The sequence below is a fragment of the Bacillus sp. GW823-FHT06A11 genome, from assembly GCF_058795355.1.
Genome location: NZ_JBXAHS010000001.1, coordinates 1,227,685 through 1,253,068, shown reverse-complemented (window position 1 = coordinate 1,253,068; position 25,384 = coordinate 1,227,685). Strand labels below are relative to the sequence as shown.

Genomic DNA, 25,384 nt, shown 5'->3' with positions numbered 1-25,384 from the left:
TTGTATGGAAAAAAAGAGGGTCGTAATTACAGGACTAGGAGCTGTTACACCGGTCGGAACAGATGTTGAAACAGCATGGGAAAACATTAAAAAGGGTGTATCTGGAATCGGGCGACTTACAAGAATTGATCCAGAACTATTTCCAGCAAAAGTAGCAGCGGAAATTAACGACTTTGAAGTCGAGAAATATATTGATAAAAAAGAAGCGCGCCGTATGGATCGCTTTACACAATATGCAGTAGCAGCAGCGAAAATGGCAGTTGCAGATGCAAAGCTTGAAATTACAGAAGAAAACGGACCTCGAATTGGTGTATGGATTGGATCTGGTATTGGTGGTATGGAAACATACGAAGAACAATTTAAGATTTTTACTGAGAAAGGCCCACGCCGCGTGAGCCCATTCTTCGTGCCGATGATGATTCCAGATATGGCAGCAGGTCAAGTATCAATCGCAACAGGAGCAAAAGGAATTAACACTTGTTCTGTAACGGCTTGTGCATCTGGTGCAAACTCAATTGGTGATGCATTTAAAGCAATTCAGCGTGGTGATGCTGATGCAATGATTACAGGTGGAGCAGAAGCGCCGCTAACAAGTATGGCATTCGCAGGATTTAGCTCAGCGAAAGCATTAACATTTAATGAAGACCCAGCAACGGCTTGCCGTCCGTTTGATAAAAACCGTAGCGGTTTCGTAATGGGTGAAGGTTCAGGTATTTTAATTCTTGAAGAATTAGAGCACGCATTAGCTCGTGGTGCTCACATTTACGCGGAAATCGCTGGTTACGGTGCAACTGGTGATGCGTTCCATATTACAATGCCTGCTCCTGGTGGTGAAGGCGGAGTGCGTGCAATGCGTCAAGCTTTAGCTGATGCAGGCCTACAGCCAGAAGATATTGATTACATTAATGCGCATGGTACAAGTACGGATGCGAATGAAAAATATGAAACGATGGCAATTAAAGAAACTTTCGGTGAGCATGCGTATAAAGTAGCAATTAGCTCAACGAAATCAATGACAGGTCACTTATTAGGAGCAGCTGGTGCTGTTGAAGCGATTTTCTCTATTAAATCAATTACAGACGGAGTAATTCCTCCAACAATTAACTATGAGACACCAGATCCAGAATGTGACTTAGATTACGTACCGAATCAAGCGAGACACCAAGAAGTAAATGCAGTATTAAGTAACTCATTAGGATTCGGTGGTCATAACGCAGTGTTAGTATTTAAATCGTATAAATAATAGATAAAATAAGGAGTTTTTCCGCAAGATATTGCGAAAAAACTCCTTATTTATTTTTACGTCTTTTTCTCCTGTAGCATATACATAAGAAAAAGGAGGGATAAAGATGGGGATTGTTGAAACAGCTGAATGGCTACATTTATATTATGGACGGCCAGAGAAACTTTGTGAGAAATTTACGAAGTATATTCCGTTGCCAAAAGAAAGGTTGTATCGCTTTTTAATTTCAAAAGGGATGTATCGCCCGATCATGCGCGGGGAAAAGGAAATTAAAGAATTAGAGGAAAAGGAAATTTGGAAAGAGTTGAGCCTGGAGTATGATAAACTGAAAAATTGGTTAAAAGGTCCGGATGTCCCTGTCTTTATTTTATTATCAGATTCCTATAATCGAACTGTGCAAGAAGAGTATAACGGTAGAGCTGGATTATCTATGCGTCATGTTATTTTCTTATTCGTATGTGGACGGAATTCGGTAGAAGAATTAAAAGTGTTATTGGCGCATGAATACCATCACATATGCAGGTTACATCAAATTGAGACGAAAGAAACAGAATATACATTACTTGATACAATGATTATGGAAGGGCTAGCTGAGCAAGCAGTAACAGAAAGGTATACAGAAAAAAATAATGCACCGTGGACGGAGTATCTTTCAAAAGAAGAGGCTATTTATTATTGGAAAAATGTTGTACATGAAAGAATAAGTATAAAACGAGGAACAAGGGAACATGACATCTTATTAAATGGCTTTCACTCTTATCCGAAGATGCTTGGCTATGCGCTTGGATTTCATATTGTCAAAGATTGTGTAACTTTGGAAGGAGAAGATACACTTTCTTTATTATCTATAGATGCAAAAGAAATATTGAATAAAGCAAATACATTTCATATATAAAAAAACAGGGGCTCTATTTCCTGTTTTTTTTAGTATTAATAGAAGAAAAAATAATAATTAGAATATATTTCCTCAAGTGGAATAAAGTTAAGCAAAAATGAACATAATGATTGGTACAAACAGTAGTGAAGTGAGGGGTAGTGAATGTTATATCTACATGATGTATGGGTAAATTGGTTTGAAGGTGAAGAAAATGGGTATAACGTTTGTCATTTTTACGAATGGCGGAAAGATGATACGATTGAGCTATTAGATCAAGTGCCATTATTAAAAGTAGATGCCACATTATATCATTACATCGAGAACGAATTGTTAGAGCTTCCGCAAAAAATGCTGGAAGACGTACATCATAAGGCTTATATTCGTAAAAATCATGAACGTTTGCAGCAAGAGTATTGCTTTGTTGTTACAGATGGAAAAGGAATTATTGCGATTGACACAATTGGTTACAATGTACCAATTCGCAAAAGCAGACTTATACCACGCCAAGAGCAGATGGTATATGAGATGGTAGAAAACGTACAAGCAGAAAAGTATGAGTTCCAAGTAGAAGAAACAGAAAAAGAACATCACATTTTATCACCATCGCCTTTCATTATGAATGGCTTGACTCGTAAAGAAAGACAGCTAAAACAATTATTATTTATGGCGTTAGATCAATTACATACAACGAAAAATACAGCAGAGATTCGCTATTGGTACACAGAGTGGGATCCATCAGCATATGGAACGGTTCAACATATGGAGTTCGAGGATATTTGGGCTAGACTGTATGATGAAGCGAAAGCTGGTTGGTCTGAGAAACACGAACAATTATGCGAGCGTCTCGTAAAAGGACAGCCATTTTTTGAAAAGTTATGGGAAATGGAAAACGAGCAAAAGGTAAATTAAAAAACCGCCAATTGGCGGTTTTTTAATTTTGTAGTAACCTAGCTCCGGTAGCAAGCCCTCCGCTTTATATGAAATCCAGCTCCGGCTCCTAGCCCTTCGCTTTATATGTTACCTACGTTTTCTACTTAACCCCATTGCATTTTCTACTTTGCGTAGTTGTTTGAATGCAACACGGTTTGCTTTTTCGGCACCTTTGTCTAGAATTTCGTCTAGTTCTGGTGAGCTGATTAGTTCGTTGTATTTGTCTTGGATTGGACGAATTGCATCTACGACTACTTGCGCTAGGTCGCCTTTGAAGTCACCGTATCCTTTTCCTTCGTACATTGCTTCAATTTCTTCAACTGTTTTTCCAGAGAATGAAGAGTAGATTGTTAATAAGTTAGAGATACCAGGTTTGTTTTCTTTATCAAATTTCACAATACCTTCAGAGTCAGTAACAGCACTCTTAATTTTCTTTTCAATTGTTTTTGGCTCATCAAGCATACTGATCATTGATTTTGGATTCGGATCAGATTTGCTCATTTTTTTCGTAGGTTCTGTTAAGGACATAACGCGAGCTCCTACTTTTGGAATACGAATTTCAGGCATTGTGAAGATTTCACGGTAACGTTTGTTGAAACGCTCTGCTAGGTCACGTGTTAATTCGATATGTTGCTTTTGATCATCACCAACCGGCACGATTTCAGTATTGTATAGTAAAATATCAGCAGCCATTAGTGGTGGATACGTAAGTAATCCAGCTGGAACTGAATCTCTACCAGAAGCTTTATCTTTATATTGCGTCATACGCTCTAATTCTCCAACGTAAGCAACAGATTGCATGATCCAACCTAGTTGAGCGTGTGCTGGTACTTCTGATTGTACAAATAAAGTAGCTTTTTCAGGGTCAATGCCACATGCCACATAAAGTGCAGCAAGACTGCGGATGTTTTTACGAAGTTGTACGGGATCTTGAGGTACTGTAATCGCATGTTGGTTTACAATACAGAAATAACAGTCGTGTTCATTTTGGAGCTCTGTAAACTGCTTCATTGCTCCTAAATAGTTTCCAAGTGTAATCGTTCCACTTGGCTGAATACCAGAAAAGATAACTGACATAAGTAATTCCTCCTAAAATTGAATGCGTGATGGGGGAAGAGAAGGTAAACAAAAAAGCCCATTCATCCCAAAAACTATAGGGACGAATGGACCGCGGTACCACCCTAATTATTTCACTACTGTGAAATCTCTCTAATCCATAATAACGTTTGGATATAACGCCAAAGCCTACTACTTTCGGTTCGGTTTGGTGCTCAAAAGCCCATTCCATACTGTACAATTACTTGTTCACACCGACCACAAGCTCTCTGAAATTGCCTCAATATGTACTCTTCTTTATCATCGCATACATATAAATTTATTTATTGTTACTTGAGCTCTTTTAATATGAAAGAACTAAAGTTTTATAACAAAATGTTTTGCTGATTATTATATCATATGGGATAGTGTTTGCAAACTACATCAAAATAGTAAAGCTAATAAGGGTCGAGAACAACCCAAGAACGATACCTGTAATACAAATTGGATATGTCCATTTGAATGAATATGTTTTATAAATACGTTCTTTCTTATCTGTAGGTTCCTCGACTTCTTCAATTAAAGAGTCAATCTTTTTGTTCGTACCAAATACTCTTTGGAATGCGTAAATGGTTACATTGAAAAAACCATTTTGAAATATGTATAAAAAACCGCCGATAAGAATAAAAAACAGTGCAATATAAAACAAGATGTTGACAAAATTCAACAAAAATTGCGATGAAATGAGGAATGCGCCAATACTAGAAGCGATTATCGCTATGAAAATTAGTATACAAGTATGAAAAAAAACTTTATTCAAAATGTTCCCCTCCGTCAAAATATTACTAGAATTATTATACTATAAAAGCTATAATATGTACTAGAATTAATTTTTTGAAAATTATACGCAATTAAAGGTCTGATTTCAAGATGATGGTATCAATGTTAACGTATCCCTTTACAAAAAAATAAAAATATAAACATTTTATTAAAAATTTTAACAAAAAAACAAAAAACTATATTCACAATTGTTATATTATATGTATAATGAAAATTGTAGAAACTTGGAGATTATTCTTTCAATTCTACTTTTTAACAAGTGAGGGTACAGGAAGTGCAATTAGGGGAGGCAACACAACATGAAGAAAAAGATACCGTTATTACTTGCATCGACTTTAACTGCAAGTATGTTGCTGGGTGCGTGTAGCTACCAAAAAGATGACGCAAAAGCAAAAGGGAAAGAAAACACTACGAGTAGTAGTAACGGAAAGCAGGTTCTTAATTTAACAGAGTTATCTGAAATTCCGTCAATGGATGCATCGCTAGCATCTGACTCTGCATCTTCTACAGCATTAAATAATACGATGGAAGGTTTATATCGTATCGGCAAAGATCAAAAGAGAGTGCCTGGAATTGCAGAAGATGTTCAAAAGCTAGATGACGGAAAGAAATACATATTTAAATTAAGAAAAGATGCAAAATGGTCTAATGGGGAGCCTGTAACAGCAAAAGACTTTGTGTATTCATGGAAAAGAGCAGTAAATCCAGATACAAAAGCGACGTATTCGTACATTATGTTTGATATTAAAAATGCAGAGAAAATTCATAAAAAAGAATTACCTGCTGACCAATTAGGTGTAAAAGCGATTGATGATTATACATTAGAAGTGGAATTAGACAATCCCGTTCCTTACTTTGTTGATTTAACAGTTTATCCGGTATTTTACCCACTAAATGAAAACTTTGTAAAAGCACAAGGTGATAAGTTTGGGTTAGAGGCAAATACAACATTATATAATGGGCCATTTGTTATGAGTGATTGGAAACATGAGCAAAGCTTCCAGTTTAAGAAGAACCCATCATATTGGGATAATAAAACGGTTAAAATCGAAGAGATTAACTTTAATATTGTAAAAAATACGTCAACTGATGTAAATTTATATGAGACAAACTCGATTGATCGTGCGGCTCTAACTTCAGAATTTGTTGATAAGTTTAGACAAAGCTCAGAATTCCACACAAGAAAAGAAGCAGGGGTTGCTTACCTAAGATTTAATCAAAGTAATCAATACTTAAGTAATAAAAACTTAAGAAAAGCAATTTCAATGTCCTTTGATCGTGATAACATTGCGAAAGTTATTTTAAATAATGGTGCGATTGGAGCTTATGGATTTGTTGGAAAAGATTTCGCTGAAGGTCCGAATAAAAAAGATTTCCGATCTGAAAATGGAAAGCTAGTTGAAACGAATCCAAAAGAAGCGAAAAAGCTTTGGGAAACAGCGAAGAAAGAGCTTGGCGCTGATAAAATCGAACTAGAATTCTTAAACTTTGATAATGAAGATGCAAAAAAGGTTGGTGAATTCTTAAAAGGTGAGATGGAAAAAAACTTACCTGGTTTATCAATTAAAATTAAACAGCAGCCATTTGCACAAAAAAATAAATTAGAAGATTCTCAGCAATATGATATTGCGTTTGGTATTTGGGGCCCAGATTTCCCAGATCCAATCTCATATTTAGATATGTTTGTTACAAATGGTTCTCAAAATAAAACAGGGTATTCTAATCAGAAATATGATGAGTTAATTCTAAAAGCTAAAACAGATACAAAAGATTTACAAGCACGCTGGAACAACCTTTTAGAAGTAGAGAAGATGTTAATTAAAGAGGATGCAGTTATCACTCCAATCTTCCAAAAAGGTTCAGCATATATAGTAAAAGATGCTGTAAAAGATATTATACCAATCAACTATGGTGGTAGATTAACTTACAAATGGGCATCTGTTGAACAAAAATAATCTTTTTTTCCATCGTTTACAGGGGTATATGCCTATGATGGGCATATGCTCTTATTTTAAAAAAATAAAAGTAAGAATATTTTAAACTATCTTATTGCTTTTGAGAAAAACGGGGAGGTGCTTGACTATGGGACGTTATGTATTAAAACGTTTCGTGTACATGGCTTTGACATTATTTTTAATTACTACGCTGACTTTCTTTTTGATGAAATTACTTCCGGGTTCTCCGCTTAAAAACCAGGAGAAGCTATCACCGGCACAAAAAGAAATCATTCTTGAAAAATATGGTTTAAATGATCCAGTACCAGTTCAATATGCGCGTTACTTAGGTAACTTAGCAAAAGGTGATTTAGGGGTATCATTCCAATATGATAACCGTCCAGTAACAGATATGATTGTGGATCGCATTGGACCATCAGCACAACTTGGTTTACAAGCGATTATATTAGGAACATTTATTGGTTTAATTTTAGGAATCGTTGCGGCACTTCGTAACAATACGTGGGTCGATTATGGAGCGACAATTATTTCCGTACTCGGGATGTCGGTACCATCATTCGTATTCGCCGCTTTACTACAATATTTCGTAGGGGTAAAACTTGGTTGGTTCCCAGTAGCGTTCTGGAAAGGACCAGAGTTTACAGTAATGCCTACAATTGCTTTATCGATGGCAGTTATCGCAACAATCGCACGTTTCTCTCGTGCAGAATTAATTGAAGTTATGCAAGCCGATTACATTTTAACAGCAAAAGCAAAAGGAATTAGCCAAGGCGTTATCATTGTCAAACACGCACTTCGTAACGCATTAATTCCAGTAGTAACAATTTTAGGACCAATGGTTGCGGCATTAATTACAGGAACACTTGTTATCGAGCAAATTTATGCTGTACCAGGGCTTGGGGAACAATTCGTTAAATCTATTACAGTGAATGACTATACAGTTATTATGGGAACTACGATTTTCTATAGTGCTATCTTCATTTTAGTTATTTTCATTGTCGATATTTTATACGGAATTATTGATCCTCGTATTCGTTTAGCGGGAGGGAAAAAATGATGAAAGATGTACAAAAATTATCTCCAGATTTATTTCAACAAGCCAATCAAAATAATGTTGATAATGAAGTCATTGCCCGTCCAAGCTTAACGTTTTGGCAAGATGTAAGAAGACGTTTATTCCAACATAAAGGTGCGATGATTGGTTTCGTATTATTAAGCCTTATTATATTACTAGCGATTTTTGGACCGATGGTAAGTAAACACTCGTATAAAGAGCAAGATTTAGGTCGTGCGAAAATGCCACCCAAAATTCCAGTTATTGAAAATGTTCATTGGTTACCATTTGACGGTACAGATCAATATGGTGTTGACCAATATGAAAAACGTGATATTAAAGAGTACTTCTGGTTTGGTACAGATGATCTTGGTCGTGATTTATGGACAAGAACATGGGAAGGTACACGCGTATCATTATATATCGCTCTTTTAGCAGCAGCAATTGACTTAGTAATTGGGGTTGCATACGGAGGTATTTCGGCGTTTTATGGCGGCAGAGTAGATAATATTATGCAACGTATTATGGAGATTATTAACGGTATTCCATACTTAATCATCGTTATCTTAATGGTAATCATTATGGGATCTGGTATATGGTCAATTACACTCGCAATGGCAATTACAGGTTGGATAGGGATGTCGCGTATCGTTCGTGGACAAATCCTGAAATTAAAAAACCAAGAATATGTATTAGCATCTCGTACATTAGGTGCAACAAATACACAATTAATTGTGAAACATTTAATTCCAAACGTAATGGGACCTATTATCGTAATGACAATGTTTACAATTCCATCAGCGGTGTTTGGTGAAGCGTTCTTAAGTTTCATCGGTTTAGGAATTCAGCCACCATTTGCGTCACTAGGTTCTCTTGTAAATGATGGTTATAAATCTATTCAAACGTATCCGCATATGATGTTCATCCCTGCGGTTGTCATCAGTATATTAATTTTAGCGTTTAACTTAATGGCAGACGGATTACGCGACGCGTTAGATCCAAAAATGCGTAAGTAAAAGAGGGGAGAGGCAAAGATGAAAACATTGTTAGAGGTAAAAGATTTACAAGTCTCCTTTGATACACATGCAGGTGAAGTGCAAGCTGTACGCGGCGTTACTTTTGATTTGAAAAAAGGAGAGACATTGGCGATTGTAGGAGAATCTGGTTCAGGGAAATCAGTTACTTCTAAAGCGTTAATGGGATTAATTCCGAATCCTCCTGGACGCATTAAAAATGGTGAGATCGTATTTGAAGGTCGTGACTTAACGAAATTAACAGAAAAAGAAATGCAGCAAGTACGTGGTAAAGATATCGCGATGATTTTCCAAGATCCAATGACATCATTAAACCCAACGATGACAATTGGAAATCAAATTATGGAAGGCCTTATTAAACACCAAGGGATGAGTAAAGCAGACGCACGTAAAGTTGCTTTAGAATTAATCGACCTTGTAGGTATTCCAAATCCAGAAGCTCGTTTAAAACAATATCCTCACCAGTTCTCAGGTGGTATGAGGCAGCGTGTAGTTATTGCGATGGCGTTAGCTTGTAACCCGAAATTATTAATTGCCGATGAGCCGACAACAGCGCTAGACGTTACGATTCAGGCACAAATTTTAGAACTTATGAAAGACATTCAGCAAAAAACAGAAGCGGCAATTATTTTCATTACGCATGACTTAGGTGTAGTAGCAAACGTTGCTGACCGAGTGGCAGTTATGTACGCTGGTAAAGTTGTTGAAATTGGAACTGTAGATGAAATTTTCTATAATCCGAAACATCCATATACTTGGGGCTTAATCGCATCTATGCCAAGTTTAGATGGCTCAGAGGAAGAGTTATACGCAATTCCTGGAACGCCTCCGGATTTATTGAAGCCGCCAAAGGGTGATGCTTTTGCACCACGTAATCCACAGGCATTAAAAATTGATTTTGAAATGGACCCACCTTTATTTAAAGTAAGTGATACACACTATGCGGCAACTTGGTTACTTCACGAGCAAGCTCCAGAAGTAAAACCGCCGGCAGTCGTTGAAAAACGTATTCTTCAAATGAAAGCAGGTGAACAACATGACTAAACAACGTGAGAAATTAATTGAAGTAAAAAATGTAAAGCAGCACTTCGACGTGAGTGGTGGTGTTGTCAAAGCGGTTAATGATATTTCATTTGATATTTACCGCGGAGAAACATTTGGTCTTGTAGGAGAATCAGGTTGTGGTAAATCAACTACTGGAAGAACGATTATTCGTTTATATGATGCAACTGCTGGTGAAGTATTGTTCGATGGTGAAAACGTACATGGTAAGAAATCACGCGCAGAATTGAAGAAATTCAACCGTAAAATGCAAATGATTTTCCAAGATCCATACGCATCATTAAATCCTCGTATGACAGTAGGGGATATTATCGCAGAAGGTATTGATATTCACGGATTAGCGAAAAGTAAAAAAGAGCGGATGGACCGTGTTCATGAACTATTAAACACAGTTGGTTTAAATAAAGAGCACGCGAACCGTTTCCCGCACGAATTCTCAGGCGGACAACGCCAGCGTATCGGTATCGCTCGAGCGCTTGCTGTAGAACCAGAATTTATCATTGCGGATGAGCCGATCTCAGCACTTGACGTATCGATTCAGGCGCAAGTTGTAAACTTACTGAAAAAGCTACAAAAAGAAAAAGGTCTAACATACTTATTTATTGCCCATGATTTATCAATGGTAAAATACATTAGTGACCGCATCGGTGTAATGTACCGTGGTCAAATCGTTGAGCTAACAACAAGTGAAGAGTTATATGCGAATCCAGTTCATCCATATACGAAATCACTATTATCAGCAATTCCGCTACCAGATCCAGATTATGAGCGCAATCGTAAACGTATCGTATACGATCCATCGCAGCATGATTACGGTAGCGAAGTGCCAACAATGCGTGAAATTCGCCCAGGGCATTTCGTACTATGTTCTGAAGCAGAGTATAAGAAATATAAAGAGATTTATCAATAATAAAAAAAGCCATTCTTCCATTAAGGAAGGATGGCTTTTTTCTATACTATATAAATGAGTTGTCGGTAAGTCGATATAAATTGCATTTATTAATAACTACATCATGATCAAACAAGTACTACTGTGCCTGAACAGAACCAATCTCGTCTTGCTCTTCTGGTTTCACAAGTGCGTAACGTTCCCACGCCCTGCTTTTCCAGCGGAAGAACATAATAATGGCACGCGTCCATTCGTCGATGGCGATCGCTAGCCAAATACCAACGAGCCCCATATCTAAATGAAAGGCGAAAAAGTAACCTAGTGGTAAACTCATTAACACCATAGAGAATGCACCGATTAAAACAGGATATTTTGCATCACCAGCTGCACGAAGCGAATTAATGATGACGATATTCATCGTACGTCCCGTTTCAAGTAGTACACTTAGTAAAAGAACACTTGCGCCTAACCCGATAATGTGCGGATTATCTGTAAACAGTCCCATTAATTGTGTACGGAATGTAATAACGAGAGCGACCATACATAGAGTTACACCAATCGCCCATTTTACACTTTTCCATAAGCGTTCGTATGCTTCATCCTTTTCGCCACCACCAACAAGGCGGCCAATAATAATGGCTGTTCCCATACCAATCGCAATTGCAAATAAATAAGTGAACATGGAAATGTTAGTAGCGTATTGTCTAGCAGCTAATGATTCCGTTCCTAAGTACGTTGCGTAATAAAGGAAGACGATTTGACAAGCTTGATACATCACTTGTTCAAATGCAGATGGAATACCGATTTTTAAAATTTTCCCAATGTATTCTTTGGATAAAGTGAAGTAATATTGTAATTTCACGCGATATTCCATAACGCGGTATAGTAACCAGAAGAAAACAATAAGTGCGATCAATCGACTGATAGCGGAAGAAATTGCAGCTCCTTGTACACCGAGCTCAGGGAAACCGAATTTCCCGAAAATGAGTACGTAGTTTCCAGCGATATGAATAATATTCATTCCGAGTGAAATAAACATCGCTTGCTTTGTAAAACCGTGTACACGGATAATTGCGGCTAATGAGTTAATAATAGCTTGCAGGAAGATAGCCCCTCCGACGATAGATAAGTAGTTTTGTGCATACGTTAGTACATCGCCTTGTAAGTTCATTGCGAGCATCATATGTTTCGAAAATAAAAGAAAACCAGCGCTTATAACGAGCCCGACTATTAAATTTAATGTGACGGCTAATGCTGATATTTTAGATGCCTCCATAAAGCGTTTGGAACCGAGGTATTGAGATACAACGATAGCAGCGCCGTTCCCGATGACTTCTAATACCAAAATCGCGATATGAAGATATTGATTCGCTGCACCAACCCCAGATACAGCATCGTCTGATAATGCACTTAACATGAAAGTATCAGCGATCCCCATCAACATAAAAAGAAAAACTTCTAGAAAAATAGGCCATGTTAATAAGAATAAACTTAATTTTTCTGCCGGCCCATTTTTTGCCTGAATTGCTGTCATGTCCGTCCCCTCTTTACCGATATCTATTTTTAGCAAAATGTATCGTAACATACTTTCTTATCCTTTGCACTCATTTTAGCCTACATATTTTTAATATGAAGGGCTTGCTATTTTATGTTAAAAGGGTGGGATAATTATACATAAAGTATTATGAAATATAAAATTTGTTTTTATTTGATAATTTAGAAAAATATAAAAATAATTATTTTCGGCACTTTAGTAAGGATAATTAGCAGTATAAAACGTTTACAAACATATATTTTTTAACAGAAAATTTTAATGAAATAGAAATATAAATATACAAGAAATATATTTGTGTGTATAATATGAATTGTTAGAACATATATATATTTCTTTCTGTTTGAAAATGAAAGGGCTAACATTTTTTTGGAGGGTGGAAGTATGAAAAAAAAGATACCAGTTTTTGTAGTATCAACAGTAGCAATGAGCATGATGTTAGGGGCATGTAGCTATCAAAAAGATGAACCGCAAGCAAACGCAAAAGGGGATAGCGGGAAAAGCGATGCGAAGCAAGTTCTTAATTTAATTGAAACACAAGAAATTCCAACGATGGACCCAGCATTATCAGCTGACGCAGTTTCTTCAAAAGTAATGAACAACACGATGGAAGGTCTATACCGCCTTGGAAAAGATGATAAGTTAGTTCCAGGTGTAGCAAAAGAATTTGAAAAGTCAGAAGACGGTAAAAAATATACATTTAAATTACGTGAAGACGCGAAATGGTCAAACGGTGAGCCTTTAACAGCGAAAGATTTTGTATACGCATGGCAAAGAGCGATCAATCCAGACACAGCTGCGAAATCAGCATACATTATGTATGATATAAAAAATGCAGAGAAAATTAACAAAAAAGAGATGCGTCCTGATCAATTAGGTGTAAAAGCAATTGATGATTACACATTAGAAGTAGAATTAGACAATTCTATTCCATATCTTGTAGATTTAATGGTATATCCAATCTTTTATCCTGTGAATGAGAAATTTGTGAAAGAGCAAGGTGCGAAGTTTGGTTTAGAAGCAAATACAACACTTTATAACGGACCGTTTACATTAAGCGATTGGCAGCATGAACGCAGTTTTAAAATGACAAAGAGCTCATCATATTGGGACAATAAAGAAGTGAAGCTTGAAGAAGTAAACTTTAATATTGTAAAAGATACATCTACGCCAATTAACTTATATGAAACAAATGCAATCGATCGAGCGACGTTATTAGCAGAGTTCATCGATAAATATAAAGGAAAACCAGATTTCAAAACAGTAGAAGAGACATCTGTATTTTTCCTACGCTTAAATCAAAAAGATCCAGCTTTAGCAAATAAAAATATTCGTAAAGCAATTTCACTTGCTTTTGATCGTAAGCCGTTCGTTGATACATTATTAAATAACGGTTCTAAGGCAGCGACAGGATTAATTCCTGATAACTTCATTAAAGGACCAGATAAAAAAGATTTCCGTGCTGTAAACGGGGATATTGTAAAACCAAACGTGAAAGAAGCGAAGAAATATTGGGAAGCTGGCAAAAAAGAACTTGGTAAAAATGAAATCGAATTAGAATTATTAAATGAAGATGTAGAGTTATCTAAGAAAACTGGTGAATATTTAAAAGGTGAATTAGAAAAAAATTTACCAGGTTTAACAGTGAAAATTAAACAACAACCATTCGCACAAAAACTAAAATTAGAAGATGCGGGTGATTATGTCATGTCATTCTCTGGATGGGGGGCAGACTTCCCAGATCCGATTACATATCTTGATATGTTTGTAACAGATGGGTCACAAAATAAGATGAAGTACTCTAATCCGAAATACGATGAAATCATTATGAAAGCGAAAAAAGATGGAAGCGATGTAAATGCTCGCTGGAAAAACTTACTTGAGGCAGAAAAAATGTTACTTGATGACGCTGCGATTGTTCCAGTATACCAACGTGGTAGAGCATACTTACAAAGAGAAACAATTAAAGATATGTACAACCATAAATATGGCCCCGATGTGAGCTTCAAATGGGCATCCCTAGGAAAATAAAAAAAGCAGGCTAACCACCTGCTTTTTTTAATACGTTCGTTTCTTATAAATGCCTTTTCCGCCAACTTGATTCCAGCCGGATTGCACATCCAAACTTTTGTTAACAAACTTCATTTTTTCTTTTCCACCAAAGAGCTTTTCGCCGATGCTATTTGTAATGACACCGATTAATGCTGTTATTCCGATGATGAGGGTAGCAACCGTAATAAAATCAATAAAAAACGCAATCATTTGAAAACTCCCCCTTTGCCTGTCTGTATGTTTATTGTATGAGATAAAAAATGAAAAAGAAAGAAATGTCAGAAAAATATTTAATTTACTTTAGAAATCGTGTAGACAGGAGAGAGAATGTTTGTTAGAATAAGAACAAATGTTCCTTTTTATTCTCATTTGTATAGTCTTACATTTCTTAATTGATTTATCAGGAAAAAGTAAGAAAACGTTCTCTTTTTCATAGGGAAGATTATAGATAAATAACTATATATTATATGAAGAATCTAGAGGAAGTGAGTACTAAAAGGGTTGAAAGTTATTGTTCAAGTACAGCTAAATTGAGCGTAATCATGTTACATAGCAGTGGAATACACGGAAGAGTTTTCTCAACTAGCAGGAAATTTACTGTATATTTCTTGCAAAATCTATTGTATAATGATTATAGAAGTTACTTATTAAAAGTAATTGTTGTTTATTATAAGTTGTTGCTTACATGAAATGCGATTTTTGTACTTTTCAATAAGACAAGTTATCGCGAAAAATTGCTTAAGTTAGAAATTAAAACTGTATGTAGTACAGAATTTGTACTCTTTAAGGAGAGTGAGCTTTGTATGGTAACATTATATAGTTCTCCAAGCTGTACGTCTTGTAGAAAGGCGAAATTATGGCTAGAGGAAAATCATATTCCCTATACAGAACGTAATATTTTCTCAGATCCATTAACGATTGAGGAAATTAAAGAGATTTTACGTATGACAGAAAGCGGAACGGATGAGATTATTTCTACTCGTTCGAAAGTTTTCCAAGAATTGAATGTAAACTTAGAATCTTTACCACTTCAAGATTTATATAAGATGATTCGTGACTATCCGGGGATTTTACGTCGTCCAATTATGATTGACGAGAAACGCCTTCAAGTTGGTTACAATGAAGACGAAATTCGCCGTTTCTTACCACGTACAGTAAGAACGTTCCAATTACGTGAAGCACAACGTCTTGTAAATTAATTATAATAATATGAAAACCTTCTACCTATTATATAGTAGAAGGTTTTTTTTAATGTTTCACATTGCGTAATCGAACTTGTTTTACGATAAAGCCGATGCATAAAATAGTGAAAATGAACAAATAAGGAATGCTTGCAGTGAAACTTGGGTTGTTATGAAAAAAGGTAGCAAGTCTGTCTTCATGTGTAACCATTTTCCCTGCAGTATAGGCAAGAATTGCTGCACCGCAATAAATGAGGAATGGAAATCGTTCCATAAGTATTAAAATAAGTTTACTTCCCCAAATAATAATAGGGATAGAAATGAGTAAGCCGATTATGACGAGTAAAAATCTCCCGTGAGCTGCACCTGCAATGGCAATAACATTATCAAACCCCATAACGAGATCCGCGAAAACAATTGTCCGCACTGCTTGAAATAAAGTTGTTTTTCCTTGAATGGCAGAAAGGTCGTTGCTATCATCAGTTAATAAATTGACTGCAATTAATGTAAGTAAAACCCCGCCAATCAATTGTAGGAATGGAATGTCGAGTAAATAGACAGCTAGTATAGTAAGGATAATTCTTAGTACGATTGCTAAAAGAGTACCGATCAAAATAGCTTTATTTCGTTTCGATTCAGGTAAATTTCGGCTAGCTAGTGCGATGACGATTGCATTGTCACCACCTAATACAACATCGATACCGACAATCATTAGTACGGATGTTAAAAACTCTAAGTCCATTCGTCTGCCTCCATTTATGATGTTTTAATAAGCGAACTGTATGTATGTGATGCAGAAAGTTGTTGTTAAATAATCTCTTTCAATAGAAGTTTCACTTTATTACAGTGTACGGGGGAATGTGGAAATGTATGTCCAAATTTTTTGTAAGTAAGAAATCGCTATAATAATATATTTATGTAGTTAATCGAGTAAAGATAGGCATATAACTATTTTTGTAAAATAAATCGATTTTATTTCCATTCTGGAGAATCTTATCATAAAATGAGAGTACAAGAATCTATTGATTTGTCATATGAGTGGGGAATCCCTTCATAACAATTCTAAGCAGGAAGGGAGAGTTGTATTTTGGATATTGAAAGAATTAATGATCATACGATGAAATTTTTTATTACGTACATTGATATAGAGGATAGAGGATTTAATCGTGAAGAAATTTGGTATGATCGCGAACGAAGTGAAGAGCTCTTTTGGGAGATGATGGACGAAGCTCGTGATCATGACGATTTCTTTATTGATGGGCCGTTATGGATTCAAGTGCAAGCAGTCGATAAAGGGATTGAAGTACTTGTCACGAAAGCAGAGCTTTCAAAGGACGGACAAAAGCTGGAACTACCGATAGGGGTAGACAAAATTATAGATATTCCTCTAGATGAAGGCATCGAATCATTATTCCAACAAGAGTTAGTCGAAGAGGTAGAAGAACAAACAGGAACAAACTTTAATGAAGATGGTACGTTTGGCTTTTTAATTAAATTTAATGATTTTGAAGATGTCATTTCATTAAGTCATCGTCTTATCTTTGAAGATATAAAAGATGAGCTGTATTCATTTGAGGACCGCTATTATGTATATGTGGAATTCGATGAAGTGCTACATGATGAAGAAGAAATCGATCGTATTTTAAGTATTGTTTTAGAATATGGGGAAGAATCAACTTTAACAATTCATCGTGTAAGTGAGTATGGAAAACAAATTGTGAAAGAGCATGCGCTTGAAACGATTCGCAATAATTTTCCTGCTAAAACGTAGGCCGATTTCTGTAGTATGAAATCGGCTTTTTATATGAAGAATAGGAAAGCTTTCTTAGTTAGGAGGTAAGAGATGAAAAATACGTTAAAGCTGATTTTCTTTATCCTGCTATTGTTCGCATTATTTGTTTCGTTACGTATGTTTATTGATGTAGCATTTTATTCAGATGTGATTGGGATAAAAGATGTTTCGATTTTAGGTATTATTAGTATTTTATTTACAGTATCTGCGTTTTTAATTGGTTGCGTTATTTTCTTAGAAAATCGCCATCCATCTAAAACACTTACATGGTTAATTGTGTTAGGGATTTTTCCAGTATTTGGCTTCTTTGCTTATTTATTATTTGGACAAAATTTTCGGAGAAAAAGAATGTTTCAAAAGAAAGCGTTACTTGATGAACAGGCGTTTTTACAATATAAAGGGCATGAAGATTACGAAGAACGAATTTTACGCAATCATAAGCATCAAGAATTGTTATTTCGTTTAGCGGATCGATTAGGTGCTTTAAATATTTCATTTCAAACTGAAACGAGGACATTAACAAATGGAGATGAAACGTTTCAGGCCATTTTAAATGGGTTAAAACGAGCGAAACATCACATTCATATGGAATATTACATTGTGCGTGATGATAAATTAGGAACAGAAATTAAAGATATTTTAATACAAAAATCAAAAGAGGGCGTTGTTGTTCGCTTTTTATATGATGCGGTTGGAAGTTTTAAGTTATCGAAATCGTATATTGAAGAATTAAACGATGCAGGTGTAGAAATGATTCCGTTCTTTCCTGTGCGCTTTCCGATTTTAAACGATAAGATTAATTATCGAAATCATAGGAAAATTGTTGTGATTGATGGGAACGAAGGGTTTGTAGGCGGATTAAATATCGGTGATGAGTATTTAGGAAAAAGTAAATATTTTGGCTTTTGGCGAGACACGCATTTGTATTTACGTGGTGAAGCGGTTCAAAGTTTACAGCTTATTTTCCTTCAAGATTGGTTTTATATGACTGGAGAGGCTGTGCTAGCTCCGGAATATTTACAAGCAAAAGCAGTTGAGGGTGATCATTGGGGAGGAGTACAGCTAGTCGCAGGCGGCCCCGATAATAAGTGGGAAACGATTAAGCATTTATATTTCGCAATGATCGCTTCTGCTCGGAAATCTATTTGGATTGCAACGCCGTATTTTATTCCGGATGATGATATTTTATCCGCATTAAAGGTTGCTGCACTTGCTGGTATTGATGTTCGTTTATTAATGCCGAGTAAACCTGATAAGCGTACTGTCTTTTACGCATCGAGATCGTACTTCCCGGAGCTTTTAGACGCAGGAGTAAAGATATATGAATACGAAAAAGGCTTTCTTCATAGTAAAATTGTCATCGTTGATTCTGATTTAGCTTCAATTGGGACAGCTAATATGGATATGAGAAGTTTTCATTTGAATTTTGAAGTAAATGCCTTTTTATATGATACAGATAGCATTAAAAGACTTGTTCAAGACTTTAAAGACGATTTAGAAGAATCCAGTGAAATTCACGTCGATCGTTTTCATAAAAGGCGTCTGCATAGACGAATTGTTGAATCAACGTACCGGTTATTATCGCCATTATTATAAAAAGAGATGTCCGAAATTGGGACATCTCTTTTTTAAAAGGAATTTGTAATAAATTGTAGAATATAAGGAGCTGAAAGGGTGTGATTCAGATATTTATAGCTAAAAGAGAAAACGGAGAAAAAATTCATTTACTCTATAATTGTAATGAAGAGCTTTTGCGCCGTATGCGCCAACAGGAACGATTCTTTTGTGTAGCTTGTGGAAAGGAAGTGCAAATGAAATTAGGGAAACAAAAAAGTTGGCATTTTGCTCATAAAAAAGTGGATTCATGTCTTGCCTTTTATGAAGCGGAATCAACGTATCATATGCACGGTAAAGAATTGTTATATAGATGGTTCAAACGTCAAAACTTTCAGGTGGATATTGAGTACTACCTTCCGGAAATTAAGCAACGACCAGATATTTTTGTAGAGAGGGCGGGCAAAAAAATTGCAATTGAATACCAATGTGCAAACCTTGCTATAGAGCAGCTGTACAAAAGAACCTATTCATATTGGCGAGCTGGTATACAGGTCATTTGGATCGTTGGTGGAAATCAATTGAAAAAGCAATCGGCATATTGGATGAAATTCTCCTCACTTATGGCTTTCTCCTTACAATCTTATCCTCAACCATTTCTTATTTTCTTCTGTTCGAAAGAAAAATCATTTATGAAATGTGCATTTATCACTTCATTTTCTACAAGCGTCTCTTTCTCACATATTATATATTTACCAATTGAAACGACTACTTTTGAAATGCTTTTTTCTCCTGTTCCTTTCAAAAAGGAAATATTAGAACGAGAATGGAAGAAGCGAAAGGATTATTTTCGGCAAAACGCTCTGCCTATTTGGAATTATAACTATAAGTCATTATTACGCCTCTTATATCAATTTAAATGTACCCCAGCGAGCTTTCCTTCTGAAATTGGTGTTCCACTCCCTTCTGGATTTGCTTTTCAAACAAACCCATTTATATGGCAAGCTTTTCTATATATGAAGTGTATAGGGGGGCTTGCAGTAGGAGAGTGTATTTCTCTTCAATATGTGTGTAGTTATGTAAAAAGGTATACGAAAAGGCGGATACTTCCGTACTTTTCACAGCACACATGGAAAGTGGCAGTTACTGAATATATGACATTTTTATGCTATATAGGTGTATTGCATAAAGTGGGAAGTTATACGTACCGAAAAATAAGGGATGCCGTGATGTTAAAAACAGAGGAGGAAATTATGAAACATGATGAGATTTGCTTAATACATGCGCTATCTTTATTTGAGGCAAATTTTAACATGAGAGGAGGAAAAGGGGATATAATAAAGAATGATTGTGAAGGAATTACATAAGAAAAAACGAATTGTACTTAAGTAGAGATATTTAAAGGAGGGCTTAAAGAATGTCTGAACAAAACAAAGCGAAAGCATTACCAGATCGCAACGAGATTGAAGAAGCAAGTACGTGGCGATTAGAAGATATTTTCCAAACGGATGCAGAATGGGAAAAAGAATTCCAGGCTATTAAAGAGCTATTACCGAAGTTAACTGAATTTAAAGGGAAACTTGGTGACTCTGCGGACAATTTACTTGAGGCATTGCAATATGAAGATGAAATTTCAATGCGATTAGGTAAGCTATATACATATGCTCATATGCGTTACGATCAAGATACAACAAACTCTGTATATCAAGCATTAAATGATCGCGCAACAAATTTATATTCACAAGTATCTAGTAGCACAGCGTATATTGTGCCTGAAATTTTATCGATTTCAGAAGATACACTGCAAACATTCTTGAAGGAAAATAGAGATTTAAGTGTATATGAACATGCATTAGAAGAAATTACACGTCAACGCCCGCACGTATTATCAGAAGCTGAGGAGGCTTTATTAGCGGAAGCATCTGAAGTAATGAGTTCATCAAGCAATACATTCGGTATGTTGAATAACGCAGATTTAAAATTCCCATCTATTAAAGGTGAAGACGGAGAAGAAATAGAAATTACACATGGTCGTTACATTCAGTTTTTAGAAAGTGATGATCCTCGTGTTCGCAAAGATGCATTTAAAGCTGTATATGAAACGTATGGGAAATTTAAAAATACATTCGCAAGTACGTTAAGTGGAGCAGTAAAACGTAATAATTTCAATGCGCGTGTTCGTAAATATGATTCTGCTCGCCAAGCTGCACTGAGCAATAATAATATTCCGGAAGCAGTATACGATCAACTCGTTGAAACGGTAAATGACAACTTACATTTATTACACCGTTACATCGATATTCGTAAGCGTGCATTAGGACTTGATGAGCTTCATATGTATGATTTATATACACCACTTGTACCAGAAGTGAAAATGAATGTGAAATACGAAGAAGCGCAAGACCTTTTATTAAAATCTTTAAACGTACTTGGTGATGAATATGTTGATATTTTGAAAGAGGCATATGAAAATCGCTGGGTAGATGTGTATGAGAATAAAGGAAAACGAAGCGGGGCATACTCATCTGGTGCATATGGAACAAATCCGTATATTTTAATGAACTGGCATGATAATGTAAATAATTTATTTACACTTGCTCATGAGTTTGGCCATTCGGTGCATAGTTACTATACAAGAAAAACACAACCGCACGTATATGGTGATTATTCCATCTTCGTAGCAGAAGTGGCATCAACTTGTAATGAAGCGCTTCTAAATGATTATTTATTAAAAACGACAGAAGATAAGAAAGAGCGTCTATATTTATTAAATCATTATTTAGAAGGATTCCGTGGTACTGTATTCCGTCAAACGATGTTTGCAGAGTTTGAACATATTATTCATAAGAAAGTACAAGAAGGACATGCTGTTACGCCAGATATGCTAACGGAAATCTACTATGATTTAAATAAGAAATATTTCGGTGACGCTTTAGTAATCGACGAAGAGATTGGTTTAGAATGGTCTCGTATTCCACACTTCTACTACAACTATTACGTATATCAATACGCAACAGGATTTAGTGCAGCGACAGCTCTATCTAAACAGATTTTAGAAGAAGGACAACCAGCAGTAGAACGTTATATTAACGAGTTCTTAAAAGCAGGAAGCTCTGATTACCCAATTGAAGTGCTGAAAAAAGCAGGAGTAGATATGGCATCTCCTGAACCAGTAAAAGAGGCACTACAAGTATTTGAAGAGAAATTAAATGAATTAGAAGCATTATTATTTGAAGAAAAGTAATGAAAAAAGACGAGGGATTGTATCCTCGTCTTTTTTTGAATAGATTAAATGTCGATATATGTCGAAAAAACAAGGTGAATTTCTTTGTTTTTCTAACTGAAAGGATAGTTTTATGGCTGATTTTTGAAATTAAAACCCTTTGAATCGTTTTTTATGATTGAAATAAGAGAGAGTGATAACGATGATTCCGAATAAAAGAGGTAAGGCAATAATTTTAGGAAAAGCTTGTAGTAGAGAGAGGATGTACAAGAAAAAAGAAATGATGACAGCTAGAAAGAGAAGAGCAATATAAGATTTTTTCATAAATAAACCCCCTAAATGACCTTTTTTATAGCTTATTCAAAAATGAAAACGTTTAGAATGTGACAAAAGTGTGAAATTCGACAAAAGGGGTTGTCATCTGACGTCGAATCTTGTAATATAATAAGCGTGAACGAATTCACATACAAACATATACCCCTTTGTTTGAACGTGAAAATTTCTCCCATCCCCTTTAATATTTTTATAAGCCGTAAAGAAGAAGACCTGGTGTTTACACCAGGTCTTCTTCTTTTGCTATCCATTTCCAATAACGTTCGCATTTTACTTCAATCATTTGTACTTTTCGTTTCAGTTGTAATTTTTTAAGCTCGCGCTCAATTTCTTGTTGCGGACAGTCATAAATAAATGCTACTTCTTTTGAAGATATAAATTGTGTTGCTTCTAGTAGCACTTCTAAAGGTGGTAATGGTTCTGGCTCAATTTCACATTTTACAAGTTCTTTCAATAATTGTACGTATACATCGTAGGAATAATTTCCAGCGATTTTAATACCTTCTTCATCTGAGTTCGCATGAAAAAAGACGAGGGAGGGTATTTCTGTAATATGCATTTCATTCGTGAATTTCAAGTCACATTGGAAAGCTTTTTTTGCACTAGCAGAATGTAGATCTTTTTTAAATTCTTCTACATCAATATTGCTATCTTTCGCACATGCAAGTAATAGTTCGCAGTCAGGGGTTGATACATTTTCAAGGAAAATGTATTCTTGGAGTTTTCGCAAAAACTTCGAACCTGCTTTTCGGCCCTGTAACTCCGCTGCCTTAATCGCCATCGAAACTAAATATGGTGTTGACGATGCTTCTTGCATATGTACCTTTCCATCACATGAAAAACCTTGTAAACTTGTTGTCTTTTCCCACACAAATCGAATATTAGCAGGTTTATTCCATTTGTGTGAGGAAGCGTTCGTTCCATCCACTTTTCCTGTTACGATATGACGAATAGAGAAGTATTTCCCGTATTCAAGCCATAGTTTAATAATAAAAGGCTCAATTTCCCAGCAATCTTTACAAAGTGGATCAATAAATAAATATGCTTCTACAGACTTATGCTCGCATGCGGAAGGAGATGGCATATTTATATGCTTTGCTTCCTGCTTATCCATTACACTTCACCTGTTTCGTTTGGAGTATTAACCATATGCTGAGCGGTTAATGCTAAACGTTCAAAAACAAACTCTCTTATATGACCATGCACTCCAGTATCATCCATTGCTTGCTCCATACATGATAGCCAAGCCTCTGCTCGTTTTGGAGTAATCTCAAACGGAAGATGGCGTGCTCTTAACATAGGATGACCATGTTCTTCAGTGTACAAATTAGGACCACCTAAATATTGTGTTAAAAATTGCTTCTGCTTCCTAGCGGTTTCTGTTAAATCTTCCGGGAAGATGGGAGATAAGTCAGGGTGTTTACTGACATAGGAATAAAATGTATCTACTAATATTGCAATGCATTGTTCACCGCCAATTGCTTCAAATGGTGTCATCGGTTGCTTGCTCATCCTTTATAAACTCCTTTTTCCATGAAATGTATATCTATTGTAGCAATGGAATGTTCGAGAGGGCAAATAAACAGCCTTCTCAAAGATTCTTTGCTTATTCTACGGATGTAAATTTTTTTAGTGAGGTATATCCACTAGCGAAACATATTCACTAGTGGAATTTTCACTTTAGCGTGCTTTGTTTTGTTTGGCAAGGAAAAAGCGTTTTACTTTGTTATTTGTATGACGAACAGGTATGTTATGTTGCGTTAATAAATGAATAAATGCAGCTTTTCCTGTTTCTTCATCTTGCACTTCAAATTCAATTTCATAATCATCGTGATTGTAATAGAAACTATGATCAAAGACAAGCGTTCCGCCTTTAAATAATGTTTCTGCTCTTTCTGTTGTTAAACTACCCATATATGTTAAAGCAGAAACAGGAATTTGTAATTTGTGTAATTGATCTACTACTGCTCCTTGAATGATTGTGTTTGTTTCCATCATTATTTTTGCTTCGTCTTCTGTTACGATTTGATGCGTTTCTAATAAACCGATTTCTGCAGGTTGTTTCAACGTTAACGTATAAGTTTCTCCTTTATGACGAATACGAAGTGCAGAGCCAGCTTCTTTTAACGAGAAGTCAGGTGTTTCAAAGTAGTGATTCACTTGTTTCGTAAATGCTTCAATAGAAAACGATTTGCATAATGTATCGAATTCTTCTTTTGTAACGATATTTTTGAATTCAATTTCAATTTCTTGTGTCATTGTATAATCTCCTTTTGAAAAATAATTCTTTACACATTATCGCTTTTTCATAAATTTGGTTCAATGTTTTATTTGTTTGCGTCCATGTTATGATACAATAATACTGTTAAGTAAGACAGGAAGTTGAGATGGAGGAGTTAGAGCATGCAAAATAAAATCCAAGTTAAGAGCGTAGAAAAGAGAGAGAATGCTCTTATTTTTTGTGCGGAAAATAGTGAAATAGAGGTAAAGGAGTTAAGTGCACGTAATCACGTACTTGTAGACTCAGACAATTTATCATTTTTATATATCTTAGAAAATGAATCATCTTTTATTTATGTAAGTATTCCGCACACATGCTGGGAAGCAATGCATGAAGCGATGAATAACGATGTGGTTATGTTCGTTAGCGTGAATGACATTGAAATGGAATTAGAAGGATTAAAAGAAGAAGTAGAATATTTAGTTGAAAATATTGAAGGTAATGCAAATTACGGAGAAGAATTAGTAACTGCTGTAGAAAAAGTATTTCTATAAGCA

Annotated in this window: 24 protein-coding genes and 1 other annotated feature; of the genes, 15 read left to right on the top strand and 9 right to left on the bottom strand. The window is 35.6% G+C overall.

Annotation, left to right across the window (positions count from 1 at the left end):
* Positions 1–4 precede the first annotated feature (4 nt).
* The 3 genes from fabF (at position 5) to AC1Q8L_RS06265 (ending at position 3,029) form a co-directional block, all read left to right on the top strand.
* Positions 5–1,243 (top strand): beta-ketoacyl-ACP synthase II, encoded by a 1,239-nt coding sequence (fabF, locus tag AC1Q8L_RS06275; protein ID WP_000412656.1) that lies wholly within the window; start codon positions 5–7, stop codon positions 1,241–1,243.
* Between the two features lie 106 nt (positions 1,244–1,349).
* A complete protein-coding gene (locus AC1Q8L_RS06270; RefSeq protein ID WP_000513280.1) occupies positions 1,350–2,138 on the top strand; it encodes a DUF2268 domain-containing putative Zn-dependent protease in 789 nt (262 codons plus the stop codon).
* A 144-nt stretch (positions 2,139–2,282) separates the two neighbouring features.
* Positions 2,283–3,029 carry a YjbA family protein gene (locus tag AC1Q8L_RS06265; RefSeq protein WP_000966129.1) on the top strand — a complete coding sequence of 249 codons (747 nt, stop codon included), beginning with the start codon at positions 2,283–2,285 and terminating at the stop codon, positions 3,027–3,029.
* Positions 3,030–3,137: 108 nt separating this feature from the next.
* On the opposite strand, the gene trpS is transcribed toward AC1Q8L_RS06265, so the two are convergent.
* A complete protein-coding gene (gene trpS, locus AC1Q8L_RS06260; protein WP_000110989.1) occupies positions 3,138–4,127 on the bottom strand; it encodes a tryptophan--tRNA ligase in 990 nt (329 codons plus the stop codon).
* Between the two features lie 75 nt (positions 4,128–4,202).
* Positions 4,203–4,419: a binding site (T-box leader), on the bottom strand.
* Positions 4,420–4,524: 105 nt separating this feature from the next.
* Entirely contained in the window at positions 4,525–4,905 is a 381-nt protein-coding gene (locus tag AC1Q8L_RS06255) for a DUF3899 domain-containing protein (protein WP_001044985.1), read from the bottom strand.
* Positions 4,906–5,224: 319 nt separating this feature from the next.
* Here AC1Q8L_RS06255 and AC1Q8L_RS06250 point away from each other — a divergent pair, with 319 nt between their 5' ends.
* From AC1Q8L_RS06250 to AC1Q8L_RS06230, 5 genes are all read left to right on the top strand, one after another.
* Positions 5,225–6,880, top strand: a complete 1,656-nt coding sequence (locus AC1Q8L_RS06250) for a peptide ABC transporter substrate-binding protein (RefSeq protein WP_000727214.1) — start codon at positions 5,225–5,227, stop codon at positions 6,878–6,880.
* Between the two features lie 127 nt (positions 6,881–7,007).
* The gene (gene opp3b / locus AC1Q8L_RS06245; RefSeq protein WP_000534166.1) at positions 7,008–7,937 is read left to right on the top strand and encodes an oligopeptide ABC transporter permease; all 930 of its coding nucleotides are present in this window, start codon (positions 7,008–7,010) and stop codon (positions 7,935–7,937) included.
* Complete coding sequence (gene opp3C, locus AC1Q8L_RS06240; RefSeq protein ID WP_000974103.1) at positions 7,934–8,950, top strand: oligopeptide ABC transporter permease; 1,017 nt, start codon at positions 7,934–7,936, stop codon at positions 8,948–8,950. The genes opp3b and opp3C overlap by 4 nt, the downstream gene beginning before the upstream one ends.
* 18 nt (positions 8,951–8,968) lie before the next feature.
* Complete coding sequence (locus AC1Q8L_RS06235; protein ID WP_000854346.1) at positions 8,969–10,012, top strand: ABC transporter ATP-binding protein; 1,044 nt, start codon at positions 8,969–8,971, stop codon at positions 10,010–10,012.
* Positions 10,005–10,940 carry an ABC transporter ATP-binding protein gene (locus AC1Q8L_RS06230; RefSeq protein WP_016082471.1) on the top strand — a complete coding sequence of 312 codons (936 nt, stop codon included), beginning with the start codon at positions 10,005–10,007 and terminating at the stop codon, positions 10,938–10,940. The genes AC1Q8L_RS06235 and AC1Q8L_RS06230 overlap by 8 nt, the downstream gene beginning before the upstream one ends.
* A 118-nt stretch (positions 10,941–11,058) precedes the next feature.
* Here the strand turns inward: AC1Q8L_RS06230 and AC1Q8L_RS06225 are convergent, their stop codons facing one another.
* A complete protein-coding gene (locus AC1Q8L_RS06225) occupies positions 11,059–12,504 on the bottom strand; it encodes an MATE family efflux transporter (protein WP_002153302.1) in 1,446 nt (481 codons plus the stop codon).
* A 351-nt stretch (positions 12,505–12,855) separates the two neighbouring features.
* On the opposite strand from AC1Q8L_RS06225, the gene AC1Q8L_RS06220 reads away from it, so the two are divergent.
* Entirely contained in the window at positions 12,856–14,502 is a 1,647-nt protein-coding gene (locus AC1Q8L_RS06220) for a peptide ABC transporter substrate-binding protein (RefSeq protein WP_098311741.1), read from the top strand.
* Between the two features lie 27 nt (positions 14,503–14,529).
* Here AC1Q8L_RS06220 and AC1Q8L_RS06215 read toward each other — a convergent pair whose 3' ends face one another.
* Positions 14,530–14,733: a hypothetical protein gene (locus AC1Q8L_RS06215; protein WP_000559974.1), complete on the bottom strand. Its 204-nt coding sequence runs from the start codon at positions 14,731–14,733 to the stop codon at positions 14,530–14,532.
* 593 nt (positions 14,734–15,326) lie between these two features.
* Here AC1Q8L_RS06215 and spx point away from each other — a divergent pair.
* Positions 15,327–15,722: a transcriptional regulator Spx gene (gene spx, locus AC1Q8L_RS06210; protein ID WP_000258267.1), complete on the top strand. Its 396-nt coding sequence runs from the start codon at positions 15,327–15,329 to the stop codon at positions 15,720–15,722.
* A gap of 49 nt (positions 15,723–15,771) precedes the next feature.
* Here the strand turns inward: spx and AC1Q8L_RS06205 are convergent, their stop codons facing one another.
* Positions 15,772–16,446: a TerC family protein gene (locus AC1Q8L_RS06205; RefSeq protein ID WP_000362604.1), complete on the bottom strand. Its 675-nt coding sequence runs from the start codon at positions 16,444–16,446 to the stop codon at positions 15,772–15,774.
* 345 nt (positions 16,447–16,791) lie between these two features.
* Between AC1Q8L_RS06205 and mecA the strand changes: the two genes are divergently transcribed.
* From mecA to pepF, 4 genes are all read left to right on the top strand, one after another.
* On the top strand, positions 16,792–17,475 hold the full coding sequence (gene mecA, locus AC1Q8L_RS06200; RefSeq protein WP_000350715.1) for an adaptor protein MecA: 684 nt from the start codon (positions 16,792–16,794) through the stop codon (positions 17,473–17,475).
* 72 nt (positions 17,476–17,547) lie between these two features.
* Positions 17,548–19,092, top strand: coding sequence for a cardiolipin synthase (locus AC1Q8L_RS06195; protein WP_000799191.1), 1,545 nt, complete (start codon positions 17,548–17,550; stop codon positions 19,090–19,092).
* A gap of 80 nt (positions 19,093–19,172) precedes the next feature.
* On the top strand, positions 19,173–20,417 hold the full coding sequence (locus AC1Q8L_RS06190; protein ID WP_098311740.1) for a competence protein CoiA: 1,245 nt from the start codon (positions 19,173–19,175) through the stop codon (positions 20,415–20,417).
* Positions 20,418–20,467: 50 nt separating this feature from the next.
* The gene (gene pepF, locus AC1Q8L_RS06185) at positions 20,468–22,294 is read left to right on the top strand and encodes an oligoendopeptidase F (protein WP_000003348.1); all 1,827 of its coding nucleotides are present in this window, start codon (positions 20,468–20,470) and stop codon (positions 22,292–22,294) included.
* A 129-nt stretch (positions 22,295–22,423) separates the two neighbouring features.
* Here the strand turns inward: pepF and AC1Q8L_RS06180 are convergent, their stop codons facing one another.
* From AC1Q8L_RS06180 to AC1Q8L_RS06165, 4 genes are all read right to left on the bottom strand, one after another.
* Positions 22,424–22,597: a hypothetical protein gene (locus tag AC1Q8L_RS06180; protein ID WP_000750352.1), complete on the bottom strand. Its 174-nt coding sequence runs from the start codon at positions 22,595–22,597 to the stop codon at positions 22,424–22,426.
* Positions 22,598–22,826: 229 nt separating this feature from the next.
* The gene (locus AC1Q8L_RS06175; protein ID WP_025118083.1) at positions 22,827–23,720 is read right to left on the bottom strand and encodes a ClpXP adapter SpxH family protein; all 894 of its coding nucleotides are present in this window, start codon (positions 23,718–23,720) and stop codon (positions 22,827–22,829) included.
* On the bottom strand, positions 23,720–24,118 hold the full coding sequence (locus AC1Q8L_RS06170) for a globin domain-containing protein (RefSeq protein WP_000043386.1): 399 nt from the start codon (positions 24,116–24,118) through the stop codon (positions 23,720–23,722). Before AC1Q8L_RS06170 ends, AC1Q8L_RS06175 begins: the two co-directional genes overlap by 1 nt.
* A 168-nt stretch (positions 24,119–24,286) precedes the next feature.
* A complete protein-coding gene (locus AC1Q8L_RS06165; protein ID WP_000191117.1) occupies positions 24,287–24,865 on the bottom strand; it encodes a CYTH domain-containing protein in 579 nt (192 codons plus the stop codon).
* Between the two features lie 144 nt (positions 24,866–25,009).
* Between AC1Q8L_RS06165 and AC1Q8L_RS06160 the strand changes: the two genes are divergently transcribed.
* Positions 25,010–25,381 carry a UPF0738 family protein gene (locus AC1Q8L_RS06160; RefSeq protein WP_001180005.1) on the top strand — a complete coding sequence of 124 codons (372 nt, stop codon included), beginning with the start codon at positions 25,010–25,012 and terminating at the stop codon, positions 25,379–25,381.
* Positions 25,382–25,384: the final 3 nt, after the last annotated feature.